Origin of the sequence: Chitinophaga cymbidii (assembly GCF_007992715.1) — a bacterium.
GTDB lineage: Bacteria > Bacteroidota > Bacteroidia > Chitinophagales > Chitinophagaceae > Chitinophaga > Chitinophaga cymbidii.
On sequence record NZ_BKAU01000006.1, the window covers coordinates 302,725 to 321,459 of the forward strand.

Here is an 18,735-nt window from a genome sequence, read left to right on the forward strand (position 1 = left end):
TTGACTATTTATGACGGAGGTTGGGAGCGGCTGAAACCATTGTACACCATATTGTAATCAGCGTATACCGATGTTGATTACCGCCGGGCTACATTTACGCTGCCGATACAAAAAATCGAACGGACAATGAATCTGACACGAAAACTTTCCACGCTTACCCTTGCTGTTTCCGCAATGCTCCCTTTTTCAGCTTTTTGCCAGAGAACCTTATATGTGTCACCGGAAGGCTCCGGTAGCCAGTTCACCGCCGGGCATCCGGGGAACCTGGAGCAGGCGGTTGCCGGGGCCACTAAGGGAACGGTCATCTACCTGAAAGGCGGCATCTACCATCTGCCGAAAACATTGCATATTGAGGGCTTATCAGATATTACCTTCAGCAGCACTCCAGGAGAGCAGGCCCTGATCTCCGGCGGCAGGCGCATTACCGGATGGACTTCCGCCGGCAATGGTATTTACCAGGCAAAGATCCCCGCCGGTACCTCGTTCCGGCAGCTCTACGTCAACGGTGAAATGGCCGTAAGGGCCAGGACGCCCAACCGCCAGCACCCACAAGACTATGGGCCGTACAACCGCATCCAGCGGTTTGATGAACAAAACAAAACGGTGCGGGTCCTGGCTAATGAAGTGCCCCAGGTGAAAAAGCCCCGCGAGGTGGAGCTGGTCATCAACCAGCACTGGTACCAAAGCCGCGTCCGGATAGATAATTATACAACGGACAAAGACACCGCCGTGATCACCGTGCAGGAACCCGAGCGCAAGGTGCTTTTCGGCATGACGGGCAACAAGATGCTCTGGCCGCAAAAACCTTACTACCTCGAAAACGCCCGCGAGTTCCTGGACCAGGAAAACGAATGGTACCTCGACCGTGAAGCGGGTATTCTATATTACAAGCCGGCGCGGGGTAAAAAGAGCGCGCGGCTGGAAATAGTGGCGCCGGTGCTGGAAACGCTGGTGCAGGTGTCCGGCACGGAGGAAAAACCCGTGCAGAACATCCTCTTCAAAAACATCCATTTCAGCTACAGCAACTGGCTGATGCCTGATTCCGCGGGCAGTATCCTTACACAGGGCGCACAGCTGAGAGGGCAGAACATGCCCAACCTCCCGGGTCTGCTGCAGGTGGAATTTGCCCGGAACTTCGAGCTGAACGGCTGCACCGTTCACGCCGCGGGCGCAAATGGCGTGGTGTTCAGCCGCGGTGTATGGAACAGCCGGCTGGTCCATAATCACATCCACGAGATCAGCGCCAACGCCATCGTCATCGATACCTATAAAAAAGCCAATCCCCCGCAAACCCTGCAATGCAGGAACAACCTCGTGGCCCAGAACCTGATCGAACATATCGGCCTCCACTATACGAATGGCATGGGACTGATCGCCAGCTGTGTAGCCGGACTGGTCATCGAGCATAACGAGATCCGCTACGGGCGCTATACCGGCATGCAGATCGGAAATCATTACGGTGATAAAAGCAGCGGCACGCAGGACAACCTCATCCGCTACAACAACATCCACCATGTAATGCTGCTGCACGACGACGGCGGCGCCATCTACACGCTCAGCAACCAGAAAGGCACACAGATCTATTCCAACTGGATACACGACTATACGAAATGCGGGTGGGCAGACAACTATCCCGTGAACGGCGTGTTCCTCGATAACAACAGCGCTTTCATCACGGTAAAGGATAACGTATTTACCAACCTCCCCAATGTGGACCATCTGAAAGAGAACAAAGGCACGAAAGTGCACGACAACGTATTTATCAACAACGAAAGCCAGGACGAGCACATCAAAAAAAACGCGGGGATCAAAACCTCCGGCCGCTGATATTATATTCTGCCTTTGCAGACCGGGTTTGTGTTCCTGAAATATCCACTTCTGGCGGTTACGCCGTCATGAGCAGGCCGCCATATAATGCCAGCCGGCGAAAAATGAGTTTTTTTTCTCCTGCTGTTGTTATTTTGACGGCTTGTTTCTATATTGTAAGGCTTGTAATGCGTGTAAACCATGTCAACTTTTATCAATGTATATTAACAGACGATCAGCGATAAAGCAGCTTTTTATCATTTCCGCCGGAGCGGCCATCCTGCCTTCTTGTGTCAGCAACGACAAACCGGCCGCCGGGACTTTCAGCCACCTTCCGCTCACCGCGAAAGACGAAGAAACACTGGCGGAGATATCCTCCACCATCATTCCTACCACCGATACGCCGGGGGCGAAAGAAGTGGGCGCGCATCTTTTTGCGCTCCGCATGGTGAATGATTGCTATAAAAAAGAAGACCGGGAGAGGTTCATAAAAGGGCTTAGGCAGTTTGAGGAGCATGTGAAGGGACAACATAACAAGACCTATGCGCAATGCACTCCCGCGGAAAAAGAGAAAGTGATCTCGGCCGCACAGCAGGGCGGGGTCGATGATGCCGCCTGGTTCTACAAAACCTTCAAACGCCTGACCATCCAGGCATACACCAGCTCCGAATATTTCCTCACTAAAGTAGACGTATACAAGCTGGTACCCGGCAAATTCGTCAGCAGCGTGAAAGTATAATTCCACTATAACAAGATATGAGCAAGACCAACGATTCCATCAGTCAGCGCACGTTCGACGCTATTGTGATCGGTTCCGGCATCAGCGGCGGCTGGGCAGCGAAGGAACTGACGGAAAAAGGATTGAAGACACTCGTGCTGGAGCGCGGCAGGGACGTGCAGCATCTGAAAGATTACCCGACCACCAACATGATGCCCTGGGAATTTGAGCACCGGGGCCAGGTGCCGCTGGAGATCACGGACGAAAACCCGGTAGTCAGCCGTTGCTACGCCTTCCGGGAAGACGCCATGCACTTTTTCGTGAAAGATAAAGAACATCCCTATGTACAGGATAAGCCGTTCGACTGGATACGCGGTTACCAGGTAGGGGGGAAGTCCCTGCTCTGGGCCAGGCAGACACAGCGCTGGAGCGACTTCGATTTTGAAGGCCCCGCCCGTGACGGCTTTGCCGTAGACTGGCCGATCCGCTATAAAGACCTCGCCCCCTGGTACAGCCACGTGGAGAAATTCGCGGGCATCGCGGGGAATAAAGACGGGCTGGACATGCTCCCAGACGGCGAGTTCCTGCCCGCACTCGAACTGAACGACGTGGAAAAATATTTCCAGGGCGTAGTCGGCAAGAACTATAAGGACCGGCACGTTATCTTCGGAAGATGCGCCCACCTTACCGAGCCGCAGCAGATCCACCTGGACCAGGGGAGGGCGCAATGCCAGAACCGCGTGTTATGCCAGCGGGGCTGCCCCTTCGGCGGATACTTTTCCAGCAACTCTTCCACCTTGCCCTGGGCGGCAAGGACCGGCAACCTCACTTTGCGGCCGGACAGCGTGGCGCAGGAGATCATTTTTGACGACAAACAGAACAAGGCCACCGGTGTGCGCGTGATAGACGCGAAGACCAAACAGGTGATCGAATATTATGCAAAGGTCATCTTCGTGAACGCAGGCGCGCTCAATACCAACCTGCTGCTGCTGAACTCCGTTTCCCAACGCTTCCCCGAAGGGATTGGCAACGACAGCGGCGTTCTCGGCAAGTATGTGGCATTCCATAATTACCGCGCACGTGTATCCGGCAGCTTCAACGATTTCAAGGATGTGTATACGGAAGGAAGACGCCCCAGCAGCGCCTATCTTCCCCGCTTCAGGAACGTATACCGCCAGGAAACCGGGTTCCTGCGGGGATATGCCGCCGGATTTTCCGCCGGCAGAGGCACACACCGCGATACCAGCGGCTTTGGTGAAGGGCTGAAAGAGCAGCTGATGAAAAAAGAGCTGGGCGGCTGGCACGTAGGCTCGCACATGATGGGAGAGACCATTCCCAAAGAATCGAACTATGTGCGGCTGGACAAATCACAGAAAGACGCATGGGGCATGCCGCTGTTGAAGGTGAATATCGATTATGATGATAATGATGAAAAGATGGTCAAAGACTATCATGAGCAGATGACAGAGATGTTCACCAAAGCAGGCTTCACCGATATTCGTGTAAGCGACAGCAAGCAGGCTCCCGGCCTGGATATCCACGAAATGGGCGGCGCGCGCATGGGCCACGATCCCAAAACGTCCGTGCTCAACAAATGGAACCAGCTGCATGACTGCCATAACGTGTTTGTAACAGACGGCGCCTGCATGACCTCCACATCCACCCAGAACCCGTCACTGACCTATATGGCGTTAACGGCGCGGGCAGTGGATTATGCCGTGGGGCAACTGAAGAAAAACGAACTTTGATCATAAGGAAAGCCGCTCATACAGGGCGGCTTTTTTGTTACTACAGGTAAATAACCTTACCGCGAAAAGAAACAATAACAATACTTATGGGAAACAGGATGTACTTTATCGTATTGATCATTTTGATCGTTGCACTTTTCTTGCTGAGGATGTATTTTTTCCCCGGCGACAAATTCCTGTTCGTCGGCGGAGGCATCATTGTATTCTATCTCTGGTGTAAAAAGGAGTTTGCCGGCAGCGGCTGGTTTGAAAAGAAGAAACCGGCGGTTGTCAGCAAGGCTGCGCATACCTTCGATCAGTTTACGGATGCCGTTGTCGCCGAACCGCTGAGTGTCAGTGAAAAGCAGGGCTTCCTGCAGCTCATGCGGGAGCTGGTGACGCCCGCGCTGCATCCCAAACTGGAGCCCGTCATCAATCAACTGAAAACTTTTAACGATAGCAACGACGCTTTCGAGCCGCTGTACAGCCTGAGCAATTTTACGGATGATGAGGACATCGCTTTTATTTCCCTGCTGGACTGGAAATCCGCCATCGAAGACCTGGTATGGCGGATAGAAACTTCCCTCAAACAAAACTACGATACGGTGATCGGCCTGCCTTCCGACACGCAATGGGAACCCAATGCGTCCGTGTCATACGACAACGTATTCAAAACGTATGACAACACGCTACGGCAGCATGGGTTTCAGTTGGGTTTCATGAATACCGGTGGAGATGACTATGCATTGCTTGTTTTTAAAACGGATCAGAAGGAAAGGGTAGAGGAGGCCGTAAAGCTAACAGGGTATGGCTATTACGAAATTTCATACTGATCTGCATTTTACTGAAAGCAGCTTATCGCATATGCATTTCCGGTCCGCTTTGCTACAGCAGGCAAATTTTTTCCGGATTTCTGAAAATTTCTCTTCTTTTTCCAAAAAAGGAAATTATATTTGTAGAAATGAATACGCATTCATTTTTCATTCCACCCGATTCCCGGTTTAAAAAGGCAAGTCTTGAAGCAAAAGAATTACACATCACAGGACGTAGCGGAAATAGCAGGCGTATCACAGTCTACTGTTTCGCGGGTATTTGCCGGTAATACGAATGTGTCGGAGAAGAAACGGAAGAAAATACTGGCAGTGGCCGAGAAGCTGGGTTATAAGCCGAACGCCCACGCCAGAAGCCTTATTACACGCAAGACCATGATGGTGGGGATCATCATGCGCAACATCCGCAATCCCTTTTATTCCGCCGTGCTGGAGATCTTCCACAACCGGTTATCAGCCCTGGGATATCATCTCATCTTTATCAATTCAGAAAATGAAGAAATACAGGAGAGCGAAGTAACGCAGCTCCTGGAATACAATATAGAAGGCGTTATCATTACCGATGCGCTGCTGTCTTCTTCCGCCTCACAGAAGTTCAAACGCTACGGCATCGCCGTAATCCTGTTCAACCGCTATACGGAGCACCTGGAAAGCAGCGCCGTGTTCTGCGATAACTACCTGGCCGCCAAGCAGATCGCCACGTACCTGGTAGAAACCGGTCACCGCTCCTTTGCCTTTATTTCCGGGCCTTCCGACACCTCCACCACGATCGACCGGCTGAAAGGTTTCCGGGAAGTGCTGGAAGAGCGGTCCATCAGCAACCTGATGATCGAACCGGGCAACTATACGTTTGAAAGCGGCTTCAAAGCCGCGCAGGAGCTGATGACGAGAAACAAAAGCATCGATTGTATCTTCTGTGGGAACGACATCATCGCGCTCGGCGTGATGGACGCCATCAGAACGATCGGTTTGAAAATACCGGAAGACGTATCCGTAGTGGGATTCGATAATATCCGCATGTCCGAGTGGCCTTCCTATTCCCTCACCACCTGGGAACAGCCGCTGGAAGAGATGGTAGACAGTACTGTGGAGCTGCTCATCGAAGAGATCAATGACAAGACCACCGCATCCCGCATCGTAATGATGAAGGGGCACCTGGTGGTGCGGAATACCGTGCGTTCGAGGAAATAGCATTTTTTTTGCCGTTTTATTTTTTGAATACGTATTCATTTCAGTAATGAAAATGATTATCAGATGATTTTATTATCAACCAGGATCATCAGCCCGACTTAATGAAGCAATTGTAAGTTCCAAAGACCGTAAACATTCACGTTATCACGAAAAATTCGAACAAACGCCGAACCCTTTAAACCTATTATTTATGCAATTCTCTACGGGATTCAGGTTCACCGATCTGTTCTTCGGAAAAATCCGGGGTGGATATATTTCCTCCGCCGCCCGGTTCATCACGCCTTATGCATCCGTGATGCTGCTCTTCTTTTATATCGCACCGGCCGCTGCTATGGCGGCCGGGCATACACCTCCCGCGGACGCACGTTCTTTCGTGGTGTCGGGCCTCGTCACCAACGAAAAGGACGAAGCCCTGCCCGGTGCTTCGGTCCGTATCAAAGGCACCTCCAAAGGCGTTACCACCGACGCGAACGGCAAGTTCATGATCGAAGTGCAGCGCGAGGAAGATTCCCTGGTATTCAGCTTCCTCAGCTACTACAGCACCACCATCAAAGTAGGCGGCCAAAGGAATATCACCGTCAGGCTCATGCCGGATGAAGAAAGCCAGAAGCTGAATGAAATACAGATCGTGGGGTACGGCACGCAGAAAAAGATCGCCAACGTAGGCGCCGTATCTTCTGTTTCCGCCCGCGAGATACAGAAGTACTCCACGCCATCGCTGACCAACGCCATCGGCGGAAAGCTCGCCGGTATCATTACCCGGCAAACTTCCGGCGAACCGGGGTATGACGCGGCCAAAGTATTTATCCGCGGCCTCGTATCCCAGAGCGGCACCAACAAGCCGTTGATCATCGTAGACGGCGTGGAACGCGAACTACAGGACTACTGGACCACCATGAACATCCAGGAAATTGAAAGCTTCACCGTACTGAAAGACGCGGCCTCCACCGCGGTATACGGCAACAGGGGCGCGAACGGCGTGATCATGATCACCACCCGCAGAGGCGTGGTAGGCAAGCCCAATATTACCTTCCGCACAGAAGCCGCCATGGTAGTGCCGATGCGTATTGAAGACAATATCGACGGATATGAATACGCCCTGCTGCATAACGAAGCGCTGGAAAACGTGGGAGAAGCGCCCAAGTTCTCGGCCGAAGAAATACAGAAATACAAAGACGGCTCCGATCCCTACATGTATCCCAACGTGAACTGGTACGATGTGGTGCTGAAGAAAAGGACCCGCCAGATGATGAATAACCTGGGCGTATCCGGCGGTACGGAAACGGTAAAGTATTACCTCAACCTCGGCTATACCATCCAGGAAGGTATTTACAACGAAGATCCCGCCAACACCTACAAGACCAACGCCGCGCTGAAACGCTATAATTTCAGATCGAATGTGGACGTGAAGCTGAGCAAAAGGTTCTCGCTCGCGCTCGGCCTCTCCGGCATCATCTCCAACACCAACTTCCCCGGCACGGACGCCGGCAGGATATTGATGGGCCTGAAGCTCACGGCGCCGAACACCTATCCCGTTAAAAATCCCAATGGCAGCCAGCCCGGCGCTTTCGGCGACCTCCTGCTGAATCCTTATGCGCTGACCACACAGACCGGCTATACGAAACAGTTCTATAACACGCTGGTGAGTAACCTTTCCGCCAAATGGGACCTTTCATATGTAACACCGGGATTGTCCGCCCGCGGGCTCGTGGCCTTCGACGTGGTAGACATCACCCAGAACATCCGCCGGAAAACACCGGCCACGTATTCTTATTCCAAAGACCCGGTGACCGGCGCGGAAACCTACAAGCAATGGGCCACCGAATCACCGCTGGGCTTCTATAACCTGAATGAAACTTACAGAACAATGTACGCACAGGCCGGCATCGACTACGACCGCTCCTTTGGCAACCACCATGTTACCGGCATGCTCACGGGAGAAAGAAGGGAGTTCACCAACGTCAACGCCGGCAACTCCATCGCCAACCTGCCGGAACGCCGACAGGGCCTCATCAGCCGCCTGACTTACAACTACGATTACCGGTACCTGCTCCAGCTGAGCGCCGGATACAACGGCTCGGAGAACTTCCCGAAAGGCAAGCGGTACGGATTGTTCCCCGCCATCGGCGCCGGCTGGATCATTTCCAATGAAGCCTTCTGGAACAAGAACACCTTCAGCCTGCTGAAACTGAGAGGCAACTACGGGATCGTGGGGAACGACAGGATCGGCGGCGCGCGCTTCCTCTACCTGAGCACTTACAACAAATCCGCCACCGGCTACGTGTTCGGGAGGGACCAGAACGTCAATCCCGGCGGCAAAAGCGAAGCCCGCATCGGGAACCCGGACGTGACCTGGGAAACGGCCTATAAAACAGATCTCGGCTTCGACCTGGAAATGTTCAACGGAAAATTCACGCTGTCGTCCACCGTGTTCCACGAACGCAGGGAAGGGCAGCTGCTGGAACGCAGGACCATCCCCATTTACGCGGGCTATCCCGGCGGCACCGTGCCCTTCGGCAACGTAGGGGTCACCGAAAACAAAGGGATCGAAGCCAACATACAGGTCAGGAATACCACCAAAAGCGGCTTCTACTATTCCTTCACCGTCAACTTTACTTACGCTAAAAACAAGATCATCGAAAATGATGCGCCGCCCGCGCTGTATCCTTACCAGGACCTCCGGGGCTATCCCATCGGCTCCAACCTCGGCTACAAGGCGCTCGGCTTCTTCCAGGACCAGGAGGACATCGACAAAAGCCCCTCTCAAACAGCATTGCAGGCGATCATTCGTCCCGGTGACATCAAATATGAAGACATTAACCAGGACGGCAAGATCACTTCGGCGGACCGCACCGTCATTGGCACTTACGGCTCCGAACCGCAGATCATGTACGGCTTCGGCGCCACCGCCGCCTGGAAAGGATTTGATGCTACCATCTTTTTCACCGGAGCGGCCAACAGGGACTTCTTCTTCACGCAGGGCTGGACGGCATGGGCTTTCTCCGCACAGGCGGGTTATTACAACGTGATGCAGCAGGTATACGACAAACGTTTTATCGTGGGCGGCAACAACGAGCACGCTGAATTTCCGGCGGTAAGAGCGGCCAGCAAAAACAATTATACCGGCTCTACGCTATGGCAAAGAAGCGGTGACTACCTGCGGATCAAAAACGCGGAGATCGGCTACACCATCCCCGTCAACCTGACCAAAAAAGCCACACTGAAAAGCATACGGGTGTTTATACAGGGCACCAACCTGGCTACCTGGGACAAGATCAAGGTCATCGATCCGGAATCCGATTTCGGTACGGGCGGGTATCCTATTCCGCGCAATTACAATTTCGGGCTGGAAGCCAATTTTTAGTCAATCAAAAAAACTGGAATCATGAAATCATATATAATTCCTGTGCTGACCACAGTGTTGCTTCTCACGGCGTTATCCTGCAACAAGGACTACCTGGAGAAAACGCCGGACGAAGACCTGACGCAGGAGCAGGTATTTACGAACGCTGTATTTGCGGAACAGTTCCTCGCCAATATTTACTCGCATCTGCCGAAAGAGCTGGCGATGGTAGATAATCCGGGTGGCGGGCAGCCGCCGAACAATACCTTCAACGCGGCAACGGACGAGCTGGAGATCTGCTACGAACCGAATTTCACCAATGCCATTAATGCCGGCAACTGGAACGCGGATTCCTATGTGCAGGACATCTGGTCGCATGCCTATTTCGCCATCCGCAAAGCGAACATTTTCCTGGAGAACATCGACAAGCTGGCGCCATCCGAACTGGCTTCGGCGGACAGGATCAATAACTGGAAAGGGGAAGCGCGGTTCCTCCGCGCGCTCAACCATTTTTTCCTGATCAGGGCGTATGGACCGGTGCCGGTCATTGACAGGACGATACAGTTGAATGAAGACCTCGTGGCCTTCAAACGCCGGCCGATAGAAGAATGCGTGGATTTCATCGTCAGCGAATGCGACAAGGCCGCGGAGCTGCTGTTGCCCAGGATCACCGCCGCCAACGATTACGGCAAACCATCAAAAGTAGCCTGTGCCGCGCTGAAAGCAAGAGTGCTGCTGTACATGGCCAGCCCGCTCTGGAACGGCAACCCGGACTATGCCGGTTTTGTGGACAAAGAGGGCATGCGCCTGTTTCCCGATGCCCAGCCAGCAAGATGGAAAACCGCCGCCAACGCCGCCAAGGCATGCATAGACCTGGCGGAATCCGTTGGGCACAAGCTGCACCGCTCCGGCAACGACCCCGTGCAGAACTACTATGAAACGTTCTACGTCAATTTCAACGACGAAGTATTCTTTACCAGCAACGATCCCGGTTATATCAACATAGACGCCTACAGCGAGCCGAGGGGAATGCCCAATGCCAACTGGCCTTTGCAGGCGGCCACGCAGAACATCGTGGACGATTATGAAATGGCGAACGGCATGCGCCCCATCCTCGGCTACAACCCGGACATGACGCCCATCATCAACCCGTTGTCCGGCTACGATGAAAGCACACAGGCCGCCGATGCAACGGATCATTATTACGCCGGCACCCGCGGCATGTACGTAGGCCGAGAGCCCCGGTTCTATGCCAGCATCAGCTTCACCGGCGCCAAGTTCAAAACGGGCGCTCCGCACAACCGGCACACGCCGCTGCAATTCTGGAAGAGCGGGCTGGATGGACGGCCCTTTGATGCCGGTGCAAATTTCAGCGAAACGGGGTATCTTATGAAGAAATTAACCAACCCCGCTTACGTGCAGCAACCTCCGGCGGGGCCTATCAGAACATGGATATTCTTCCGCCTCGGCGAACAGTACCTCAACTATGCGGAAGCGCTGAATGAAGCAGACGGCCCCGTGGCGGATGTGTATAAATATGTGAACCTGATCCGCGACCGCGCCGGATTACCGGGCCTGCCCGCCGGCCTCTCGAAGGAAGACATGCGCGAAAAGATCCGGCACGAAAGAAGAATAGAACTGGCTTTTGAAACACACCGTTATTTCGACCTGCACCGCTGGAAGCTCGCGGAAACCATCGATAACGGAAACATCTACGGCATCGATGTGCTGACCGACGGATATGACATCACCAGCGACGCTTTCTATAAAAGAAGAGTAGTAGAAAAAAGAGTGTTCGAAAAGAAACATTACCTCTGGCCCATACAGCAACGTGAACTGGAAAAGAACAAGAACCTCGTGCAGAACCCGGGCTGGTAAAGACATTATCAAACAATAACGTACAAGCATGGCAAGATTATGTTACGCAGGCTGGTTGTTCCTGTTGGGCTGCATATTACCGGCAGCGGTGAACGCGCAGCAATTATATGAATTGCCCGCCGGAACAGAAACCCGGTGGATCAGCCTGGAAAACGCTACCGGCGCGAAAGGCAAAGGCGGCATGGAAAACAAAGGTGCAAAAGGACACGCATCCGAATGGATCAAAGCCGGGGAAAGAAAGGTGATGATGGACTACGAAGGCGCAGGTGTGATCAACCGCATATGGCTTACCATCATCGAAAGAAGTCCAGCTTCGCTGCGTTCCATTTACATCGAGATGTACTGGGACGGCGCCGGCAAACCCGCGGTGGCCGTGCCCCTGGGGGACTTCTTCGGCATCGGCCTGGGGCGCAGAACCGCTTTCCAGAGCGCGCTGTTCACCGATCCGGAAGGGAAGTCGTTCAACTGCTCCGTGCCCATGCCGTTTAAAAAACACGCGAAGATCGTTTTTGTAAATGAATCAAAACATGATCAGCTATTGTTCTTTGACGTGAACCTCACAAAAGTGAAAAAACACCCGAAAGACATAGCTTATTTCCACGCGCACTGGAACAGCAGCACGGACGGCAGGCTGGGAGAGGATTTCGAGATACTGCCGAAAGTAAAAGGCAAAGGCCGTTTCCTCGGCACCAACCTGAGCATCATTGCAGACAAGATCTACGGCGATACCTGGTTCGGAGAAGGAGAAGTAAAAACCTGGCTGGACGGCGACACGGAATATCCCACACTGGTGGGTACCGGCACGGAAGATTACATCGGCTCCGCCTGGAACCTCGGCGCCTTTGCGCATCTCTACCAGGGCGCGCCCATTGTTGACAAAGCAAAAGGGCAGTTCGCCTTTTACCGCTATCATGTGCCCGATCCCATCTATTTCCAGACGGATTGCCGCGTGACCATACAAATGATGGGCGGAGGGGGCCGCGACAAGATCCGTGAGATCGCAAAAGCCGGCGGTAAAGTGAAACCCATCAGCGTTATGACGAAAGAAAAGCTCATCAAACTGGAAGAAGAACCGGCATATCCGGCTTATACGGACGACAGGTTTCCGGCGGATGAATGGGTGAACTTCTTCCGCGTGGATAACTATTCCGCCACCGCTTATTTCTACCTGGACAGACCTGAAAATGATCTGCCGCCGCTCGCGCCACTGGCACAACGTTTAAAAGGCATTCTCTGACAAACCGGAATTACATCATATGAACTGGCAGCACGTAGACATCTGGATCGTAGGCATATACATTTTGGGGATGCTCGGCATCGGGTTCTGGCACCGCCGCTTCGCGAATAAAAGTATGGACAACTTTTTTCTCGGCGGCCGCAAGATACCCGGCTGGCTCAACGGTATTTCCTACACGGCGGCGCTGGTAAGTCCGGATGCCGCTACCGGTTACGGCGGCCTCGCTGTTGCAACCGGCGGGTTCATCTGCTGGTGGTACCTCAGCCGCTTCGGGCTGGCGCTGTTCCTCGGCGGCGTGCTGTTTGCCGTTTTCTGGAGAAGGCTCAACCTGTTCACCACGCTGGAATTCTATGATCTGCGTTTCCCGAAAGGCGCCGCCGCGGCCATGCGCCTCTGGATCGCCATCCGCACGTCGCTGATCGCCATGCCGGCATGGACGGGCATTACGCTGCTGGCGGCGTACAAGATCATGGGCCCCGCTTTCGATCTCACCAAACTGCAGACATTATACCTGGTAGTGCCGGTGTCCATTCTGTTCGTATTCTCCTCGGGATACAAAGGCGTGGTGATCTCCAACCTGATACAGATGATCATCTTTCTCGCGGGCACCATCATGCTGGCCTGGCTCACGCTGGAGCACTTCGGCGGCGCGGAAGCAATGGTCACCGCCATACAGACGACGTTTGGTCCGGATAGCGCGGAGATACTGGGCTCCATGCCGCCGCAGGACCATTCGGTATTCCCGCTGGCAGCCGCGCTGGGCTGGCTGCTGGGGCAGAGTATTGGCTATGGCGGAGATGCCGCGCCCATGGGCGGCGCCATGGAAGGACAACGCATCCTTTCCACGCGCACGCCTTCGGAAGCATTGACGATGTATGTAGTAACCGCTATCAGCATGTTCCTGCTGCTCTTACTGGTGACGCTGCCCAGCATCAGCGCCGCCGTGATGTGGCCGGAGCTGCGGGCGATCGATGCGGACCGGGAGCTGGTATATGGCAAACTGATGAAAACATTATTGCCCGCCGGCGCGATGGGATTGATGGTGGCCGCGATGCTGGCTGCCACCATGTCCACCGTAGGCGATAACCTGAACTTCGGCAGCCAGGTGCTGGTAAGCGATATCTACCGCCGCTGGTTTGTGCGCGACGCGAAGGAAAGCCATTATATGCTGATGGGTAAAGTGGGGATGATCGTGATACTCGCGTTGTCCATCGCCGTGGTGTTCAATGTGATGATCATTACGGACGTGGCCATCTTCATGCTGTCCCTCAGCGCGGCAGAGCTGCCGGCCAACTGGGCACAGTGGTGGTGGTGGCGCTTCAACGGTCCCGCCCGCGTAGCTGCTTCGTTTGGCGGCGCGGCGATCTTCTGCCTGGTGGTATTGGGGCCGAAGCTGCTGACCCTTTTGGGCTTCAACGCCCCTTTGATTCCCTGGTACTGGCAAACGCTGCTGGTGATGGGATTGACAACGGTGTTGTGGATAACCGTAGCGCTGCTCACAAAGCCCGACCCGGACGAGCTGCTGCGGAAATTCTATCTCCGCGCGCATCCGCTCGGCTGCTGGACGCCTTATAGATCGCTGGACAAACCCGGCGCTGACGGCTCTTTCCGGCCGGTGTTCCGCGGCATATTCATCGCCATTGCAGGCGCGGCCTCGGTTTCCCTGCTGATGGTCGGCCTTACGCATGCCTGGTTTGCACGCTATGCCATGGCCGCGCTCACCCTTGTGACAGCAGTGGCGCTGTACATCATCTTCTGGAAAATGGCGAAACAATACCTCGCGCTGCTGTCAGTACGCGCAGCGGATAATATCAACGAACAAAACAAATAAAATCAAGATAACATGAAACAAGCGACGGACGTAAAACGCGAGCACATACTTTACCTGGGCGACTGGGTATTCAGCGTGGGACCGCTATTTATCGAAACACCTTTCGGAACGGAAACAAAAGATGCAGACCTGCATTTCTATGGAAAAAAGCTCAAGGAAGCGATCGAGCCGCTGGCGGATGTTACCACCATGGCCAACTGGGAGCTGTACCGCATGCAGCCCGGCAGGCTCGAAGAAATACTGGACACATCAGCCGGCCTTATCATCAGCGATGTGGAAGCAAAATGTTTTCACCTGTTCCCCAGCTTCTTCGACCGCGCGCAGCGCAAGGATACAGTCGTTACCTTCCCCGACCGGCTCACGCTGGTGAAAGAGTGGATAGCGGACGGCGGCGGATTGCTGATGCTCGGCGGATGGCTCTCTTTCAGCGGCGCTTTCGGCAAAGGCGGATGGGGCAGAAGCTCCTTCTCCCATGCTTTGCCCGTACAATGCCTCGTTACGGAAGACCTGGTGGAATCTTCCGCCGGATTCACCGCGGAAGTGCTGGTGCCCGATCATCCTGTGGTAAAAGGATTGAACTGGAAAAACTTCCCGCCCATTTTCGGATATAATGAAGTGACCGCGAAGCCCGAAGGCGAAGTGCTGGTACGGGTGAAAGAAACCGGCCATCCGCTGGTGGTGGCAGGCGAATATGGCAAGGGCCGCATCCTTACCTATATGTCCGACCCCGCGCCGCACTGGGGCCTGAACTTTGAATTGTGGGACAGCTACGATGCTTTCTGGCAGCAGGCGCTTAACTGGGTGAAGAAAAAATAATGATGGAACAAACGCAATTACTCGCCGGTACTTCGGTAACAGACATTACACCGCCGCTGGAAGTGGGCCTGCTCACTTCCTCCGTGAAAGGATCGTATGAACCTTTCGAATCGGTGCGCCTGCCGCTGAAAGCCCGTGTGCTCGTACTGGGAACGCTGAAAGACCTGGTAGCCATCGTTTCGCTGGACCTGCTCGCATTGAACGACACCGCCACCGGTGGGTGGCAACACTTCAAGGAAGGGCTGTCCGGCGTCATTCCCCCGGAAAGGATCATCATAACGTGCACGCATACACACAATGGCCCGGAATCGGTGGCATTATCCGGGTTGTACAAAACACCGGTGTATAAAAAATGGCTGGCGGATGTGCAGCACAAGGTAAAGGAAGCCATCCTGAAAGCAGCGGTGGCGGCGCGGCCCTGCCATGCTTCATTCGCCGTGGGCGTGTTGGAAGGCTATACCCTGCTGCGCCGCATCCCCACGCCGGAAGGCGTGATCATGTCCGACGCCGTGCAACCCATCGCACCGGAACTGATGAACCGGCAGCCAGTGGACCGCCGGGTGCATTCAGTGGCCTTCCGGGATCAGCATGGCGACACGATCGCCACGCTGGTGCATGCCGTATGCCATCCCGTACATGAAATGCTGCTGCCGCATATCTCCGCGGAATTTCCCGGTGAAATGTGCCTTGCGCTGGAAGCATCGGGAGAACACGGCATGCCCATATTCCTGAATGGCGCGGCGGGCGAGATCAATCCGCCCACCGTTTCCTGCGGGCCGGCGTACGCGCAGCGGCATGGCCGCGCACTGGCGGAACTGGTGCAGCAGCAGGAGAGAAGTAGCTGCGAAGAGGCATTCAGCCATGCGCACAGCGAAATGCAGTTCCCGGTACGCCCGGAAGCCGGTATGACGCAGGCTGACGCGCTCGCGCGGTTCAGCGCCATCCGCATCGGTTCGCTGGCGATGGTGTTCATCCCCGGTGAACCTTTTACAGCAACCGCTTTCGCCATCGAACGGGGTTCTCCCTTTGCGCATACCATCGTAGCGGCATACGCGGAAAACACCATCGGGTATATTCCCACGGCAGCAGCATTTGCGGAAGGCGGATATGAAACGGGGCCGGGTAAATGGTCGTACCTGGCGGAGAACGCGGATACATTGATCACCACGGAAGCGCTGCGGCTGCTCACAACGTTAAATAATTCATCAAGATGAAGATCAGACAGATAAAAATCTTTTTATGGCTGTGCCTCCTCGCAGCAGGGCTCACCGCTTGCGCCGGCAACGGGAAAGAAATATATTTCTATGGTAATGAGCGCAACGACCTGTACCGGTTATTACAGCGCGAAGGATTCACGATCAGAAAATACGATACGCCGGAAGCGGTGGTGAAAGCGGCGCCCAAAGGAGCGGGTGTATTCATACTGGCAGATAACTATCCGCAGACAGACCCTGTCAACCGCATCTCGCCTGAACTGCTGGACGCAGCCAACAAAAAATCCCTCAAACTCTACATCGAATATCCCGCGGCATTCCCCGGCCTGAACATTCCCGCCCAACCAGTGGAAACACACCTGGAACGCGGCGTTATCACCGCGGATGTTTTCGGCAAAGAACTGGCGCCTATGGACCTCCTGGGCATCCAGAACTGCCACGTGCTGCCCGTAGATGCAAAAGATCCCCTGATCGTGCTGGCGAAAGTAGTGGGCTTCGATAAAGCGGAATACGGACTCGCGGATACCAAAACCTATCCCTTGTTATTCGAACAGGATAACGCACTGGTGTGCATGACCGGGTTAAGCAATTTCCAGACCGGGCGCTACGGCCCGCAGGCCGCGGTAAAAACGGTGTGGAAATACATCCTGTCCCGCATCACCGGGAAGAAGGATATTCAGCTGGATAAATGGGAAGAAGACGTGCGCCCCATGTACGGAAGAAATACCCCGCTGCCCGCGGACGCCCGGCTGAACAGCATCCGCAAAGGCGCGGCATGGTTTGAGAACGGCCGCTTTTTCATACACCCGTCCTGGAAACAGGACTGGGAAAAATACGGCAGCAACGGCCTCAAGCCGGTAGGCCCGCCCGTCAGCCAGGACAAGCCCAACGGCGATGGCAGCCTCGGCATCCTGGAAGGGCATACCTCCACCATCTTTTACGACGGCAGCCAGGAATACCGCTACTGGATGCGCGCCGACGTGCAGGGAGAGGCCAGCATGGCGCTGGCCGCGGCGGGACGGCTTTTATCGAACAAATCATACCAGCAAAAAGCCACGAACATCATCAACTACATGTTCAAAACATCGAACATGCGCGCCGGCGCGAAGAATGATCCCGCCAGTCCCGCCTACGGACTGATCGGCTGGGCCACCACCAACGCCGGTACGTTTTACGGTGACGACAATGCCCGCGCCATCCTCGGCGCTATCGGCGCGGCATCGTACCTCAACAGCAGCGAGTGGGATAAAGCGCTGACCGAAGCCATCATCGGCAATTTCAGGACCACCGGCAAGCTCGGCTTCCGCGGCGAGCGGCTGGAAGAAGCAGACATCATCCGGAACGGCCTGGCATTCTACCAGCAACGCGACCTCATCCATCCGTCTCCCCATTTTGAATCCTGGATGTGGGCCTGCTACCTCTGGCTGTACGACAAAACGAAATACGCCCCGCTGCTGGAAAAATCAAAAGAAGCGATCCGCATCACCATGGAAGCGTACCCGGACAAATGGCGCTGGGGCAGCAGCATGCAAACGCAACGCGCGCGCATGATCCTCCCGCTGGCATGGCTCGTGAGAGTAGAAGACACGGAACAGCACCGGCAGTGGCTGGATAAAATGGTGAACGAGATATTGCAGTACCAGGACGAAAGCGGCGCCATCCGCGAAGAACTGGGGAAAGGCAAAGGCATGTTCAAAGAATTGAAGAAGAACGAGGATTACGGTTCTGATGAAGGCTCGCTGATATTCCGCAATGGCGAAAAAGTAGCCTGCATGCTGTATACCTGCAACTTCGCCGTGTTCAGCCTCAACGAAGCCGCCGGCGCAACCGGCAACCAGAAGTACCGCGACGCGGTCAGCAAGCTGTCCGATTTCCTCACCCGCATACAGGTGCAAAGTGAAAAGCATAAAGACCTGGACGGCGCCTGGTTCCGGGGATTTGATTTCGGGCGGTGGGATTACTGGGCTTCCAACTCCGACGCGGGATGGGGCGCCTGGTGTACGCTCACAGGATGGATACAAAGCTGGATCGTGACCACGCAGGCGCAGATACAGCAGCGTGAAAACTTCTGGGAGCTGACGAAAAATTCCGCGATCGCAAAACCGGCGGGCCCCGTTATTGAATCAATGATGCGTAAATAAAAA

The 18,735-nt window shown here is 54.6% G+C and carries 12 protein-coding genes; all 12 read left to right on the forward strand.

The genetic code is table 11. The annotated features are described in order from the left end of the window. Nucleotides 1-126 precede the first annotated feature (126 nt). Nucleotides 127-1,827: a right-handed parallel beta-helix repeat-containing protein gene (locus CCY01nite_RS23855; protein ID WP_146867032.1), complete on the forward strand. Its 1,701-nt coding sequence runs from the start codon at nucleotides 127-129 to the stop codon at nucleotides 1,825-1,827. Nucleotides 1,828-2,023: 196 nt separating this feature from the next. Further along, entirely contained in the window at nucleotides 2,024-2,545 is a 522-nt protein-coding gene (locus CCY01nite_RS23860; protein ID WP_146867034.1) for a gluconate 2-dehydrogenase subunit 3 family protein, read from the forward strand. A gap of 17 nt (nucleotides 2,546-2,562) precedes the next feature. Continuing rightward, nucleotides 2,563-4,272, forward strand: coding sequence for a GMC oxidoreductase (locus CCY01nite_RS23865; RefSeq protein WP_146867036.1), 1,710 nt, complete (start codon nucleotides 2,563-2,565; stop codon nucleotides 4,270-4,272). An 86-nt stretch (nucleotides 4,273-4,358) separates the two neighbouring features. After that, nucleotides 4,359-5,084: a DUF6630 family protein gene (locus CCY01nite_RS23870; protein WP_146867038.1), complete on the forward strand. Its 726-nt coding sequence runs from the start codon at nucleotides 4,359-4,361 to the stop codon at nucleotides 5,082-5,084. Between the two features lie 183 nt (nucleotides 5,085-5,267). Beyond that, entirely contained in the window at nucleotides 5,268-6,272 is a 1,005-nt protein-coding gene (locus tag CCY01nite_RS23875) for a LacI family DNA-binding transcriptional regulator (RefSeq protein ID WP_146867040.1), read from the forward strand. Nucleotides 6,273-6,462: 190 nt separating this feature from the next. Continuing rightward, nucleotides 6,463-9,636: a SusC/RagA family TonB-linked outer membrane protein gene (locus tag CCY01nite_RS23880; RefSeq protein ID WP_146867042.1), complete on the forward strand. Its 3,174-nt coding sequence runs from the start codon at nucleotides 6,463-6,465 to the stop codon at nucleotides 9,634-9,636. 21 nt (nucleotides 9,637-9,657) lie between these two features. Next, nucleotides 9,658-11,493, forward strand: a complete 1,836-nt coding sequence (locus CCY01nite_RS23885; RefSeq protein WP_146867044.1) for a RagB/SusD family nutrient uptake outer membrane protein — start codon at nucleotides 9,658-9,660, stop codon at nucleotides 11,491-11,493. A 28-nt stretch (nucleotides 11,494-11,521) separates the two neighbouring features. Further along, on the forward strand, nucleotides 11,522-12,730 hold the full coding sequence (locus CCY01nite_RS23890) for a glycoside hydrolase family 172 protein (RefSeq protein WP_146867046.1): 1,209 nt from the start codon (nucleotides 11,522-11,524) through the stop codon (nucleotides 12,728-12,730). A gap of 19 nt (nucleotides 12,731-12,749) precedes the next feature. After that, nucleotides 12,750-14,561: a sodium:solute symporter family transporter gene (locus tag CCY01nite_RS23895; protein WP_146867048.1), complete on the forward strand. Its 1,812-nt coding sequence runs from the start codon at nucleotides 12,750-12,752 to the stop codon at nucleotides 14,559-14,561. A 12-nt stretch (nucleotides 14,562-14,573) separates the two neighbouring features. Then, nucleotides 14,574-15,377 carry a glutamine amidotransferase gene (locus CCY01nite_RS23900; protein WP_146867050.1) on the forward strand — a complete coding sequence of 268 codons (804 nt, stop codon included), beginning with the start codon at nucleotides 14,574-14,576 and terminating at the stop codon, nucleotides 15,375-15,377. Further along, nucleotides 15,377-16,591, forward strand: a complete 1,215-nt coding sequence (locus tag CCY01nite_RS23905; RefSeq protein ID WP_186831230.1) for a hypothetical protein — start codon at nucleotides 15,377-15,379, stop codon at nucleotides 16,589-16,591. The genes CCY01nite_RS23900 and CCY01nite_RS23905 overlap by 1 nt, the downstream gene beginning before the upstream one ends. Further along, nucleotides 16,588-18,732 carry a hypothetical protein gene (locus tag CCY01nite_RS23910; protein ID WP_246130029.1) on the forward strand — a complete coding sequence of 715 codons (2,145 nt, stop codon included), beginning with the start codon at nucleotides 16,588-16,590 and terminating at the stop codon, nucleotides 18,730-18,732. The genes CCY01nite_RS23905 and CCY01nite_RS23910 overlap by 4 nt, the downstream gene beginning before the upstream one ends. The last annotated feature ends 3 nt before the right edge of the window (nucleotides 18,733-18,735 follow it).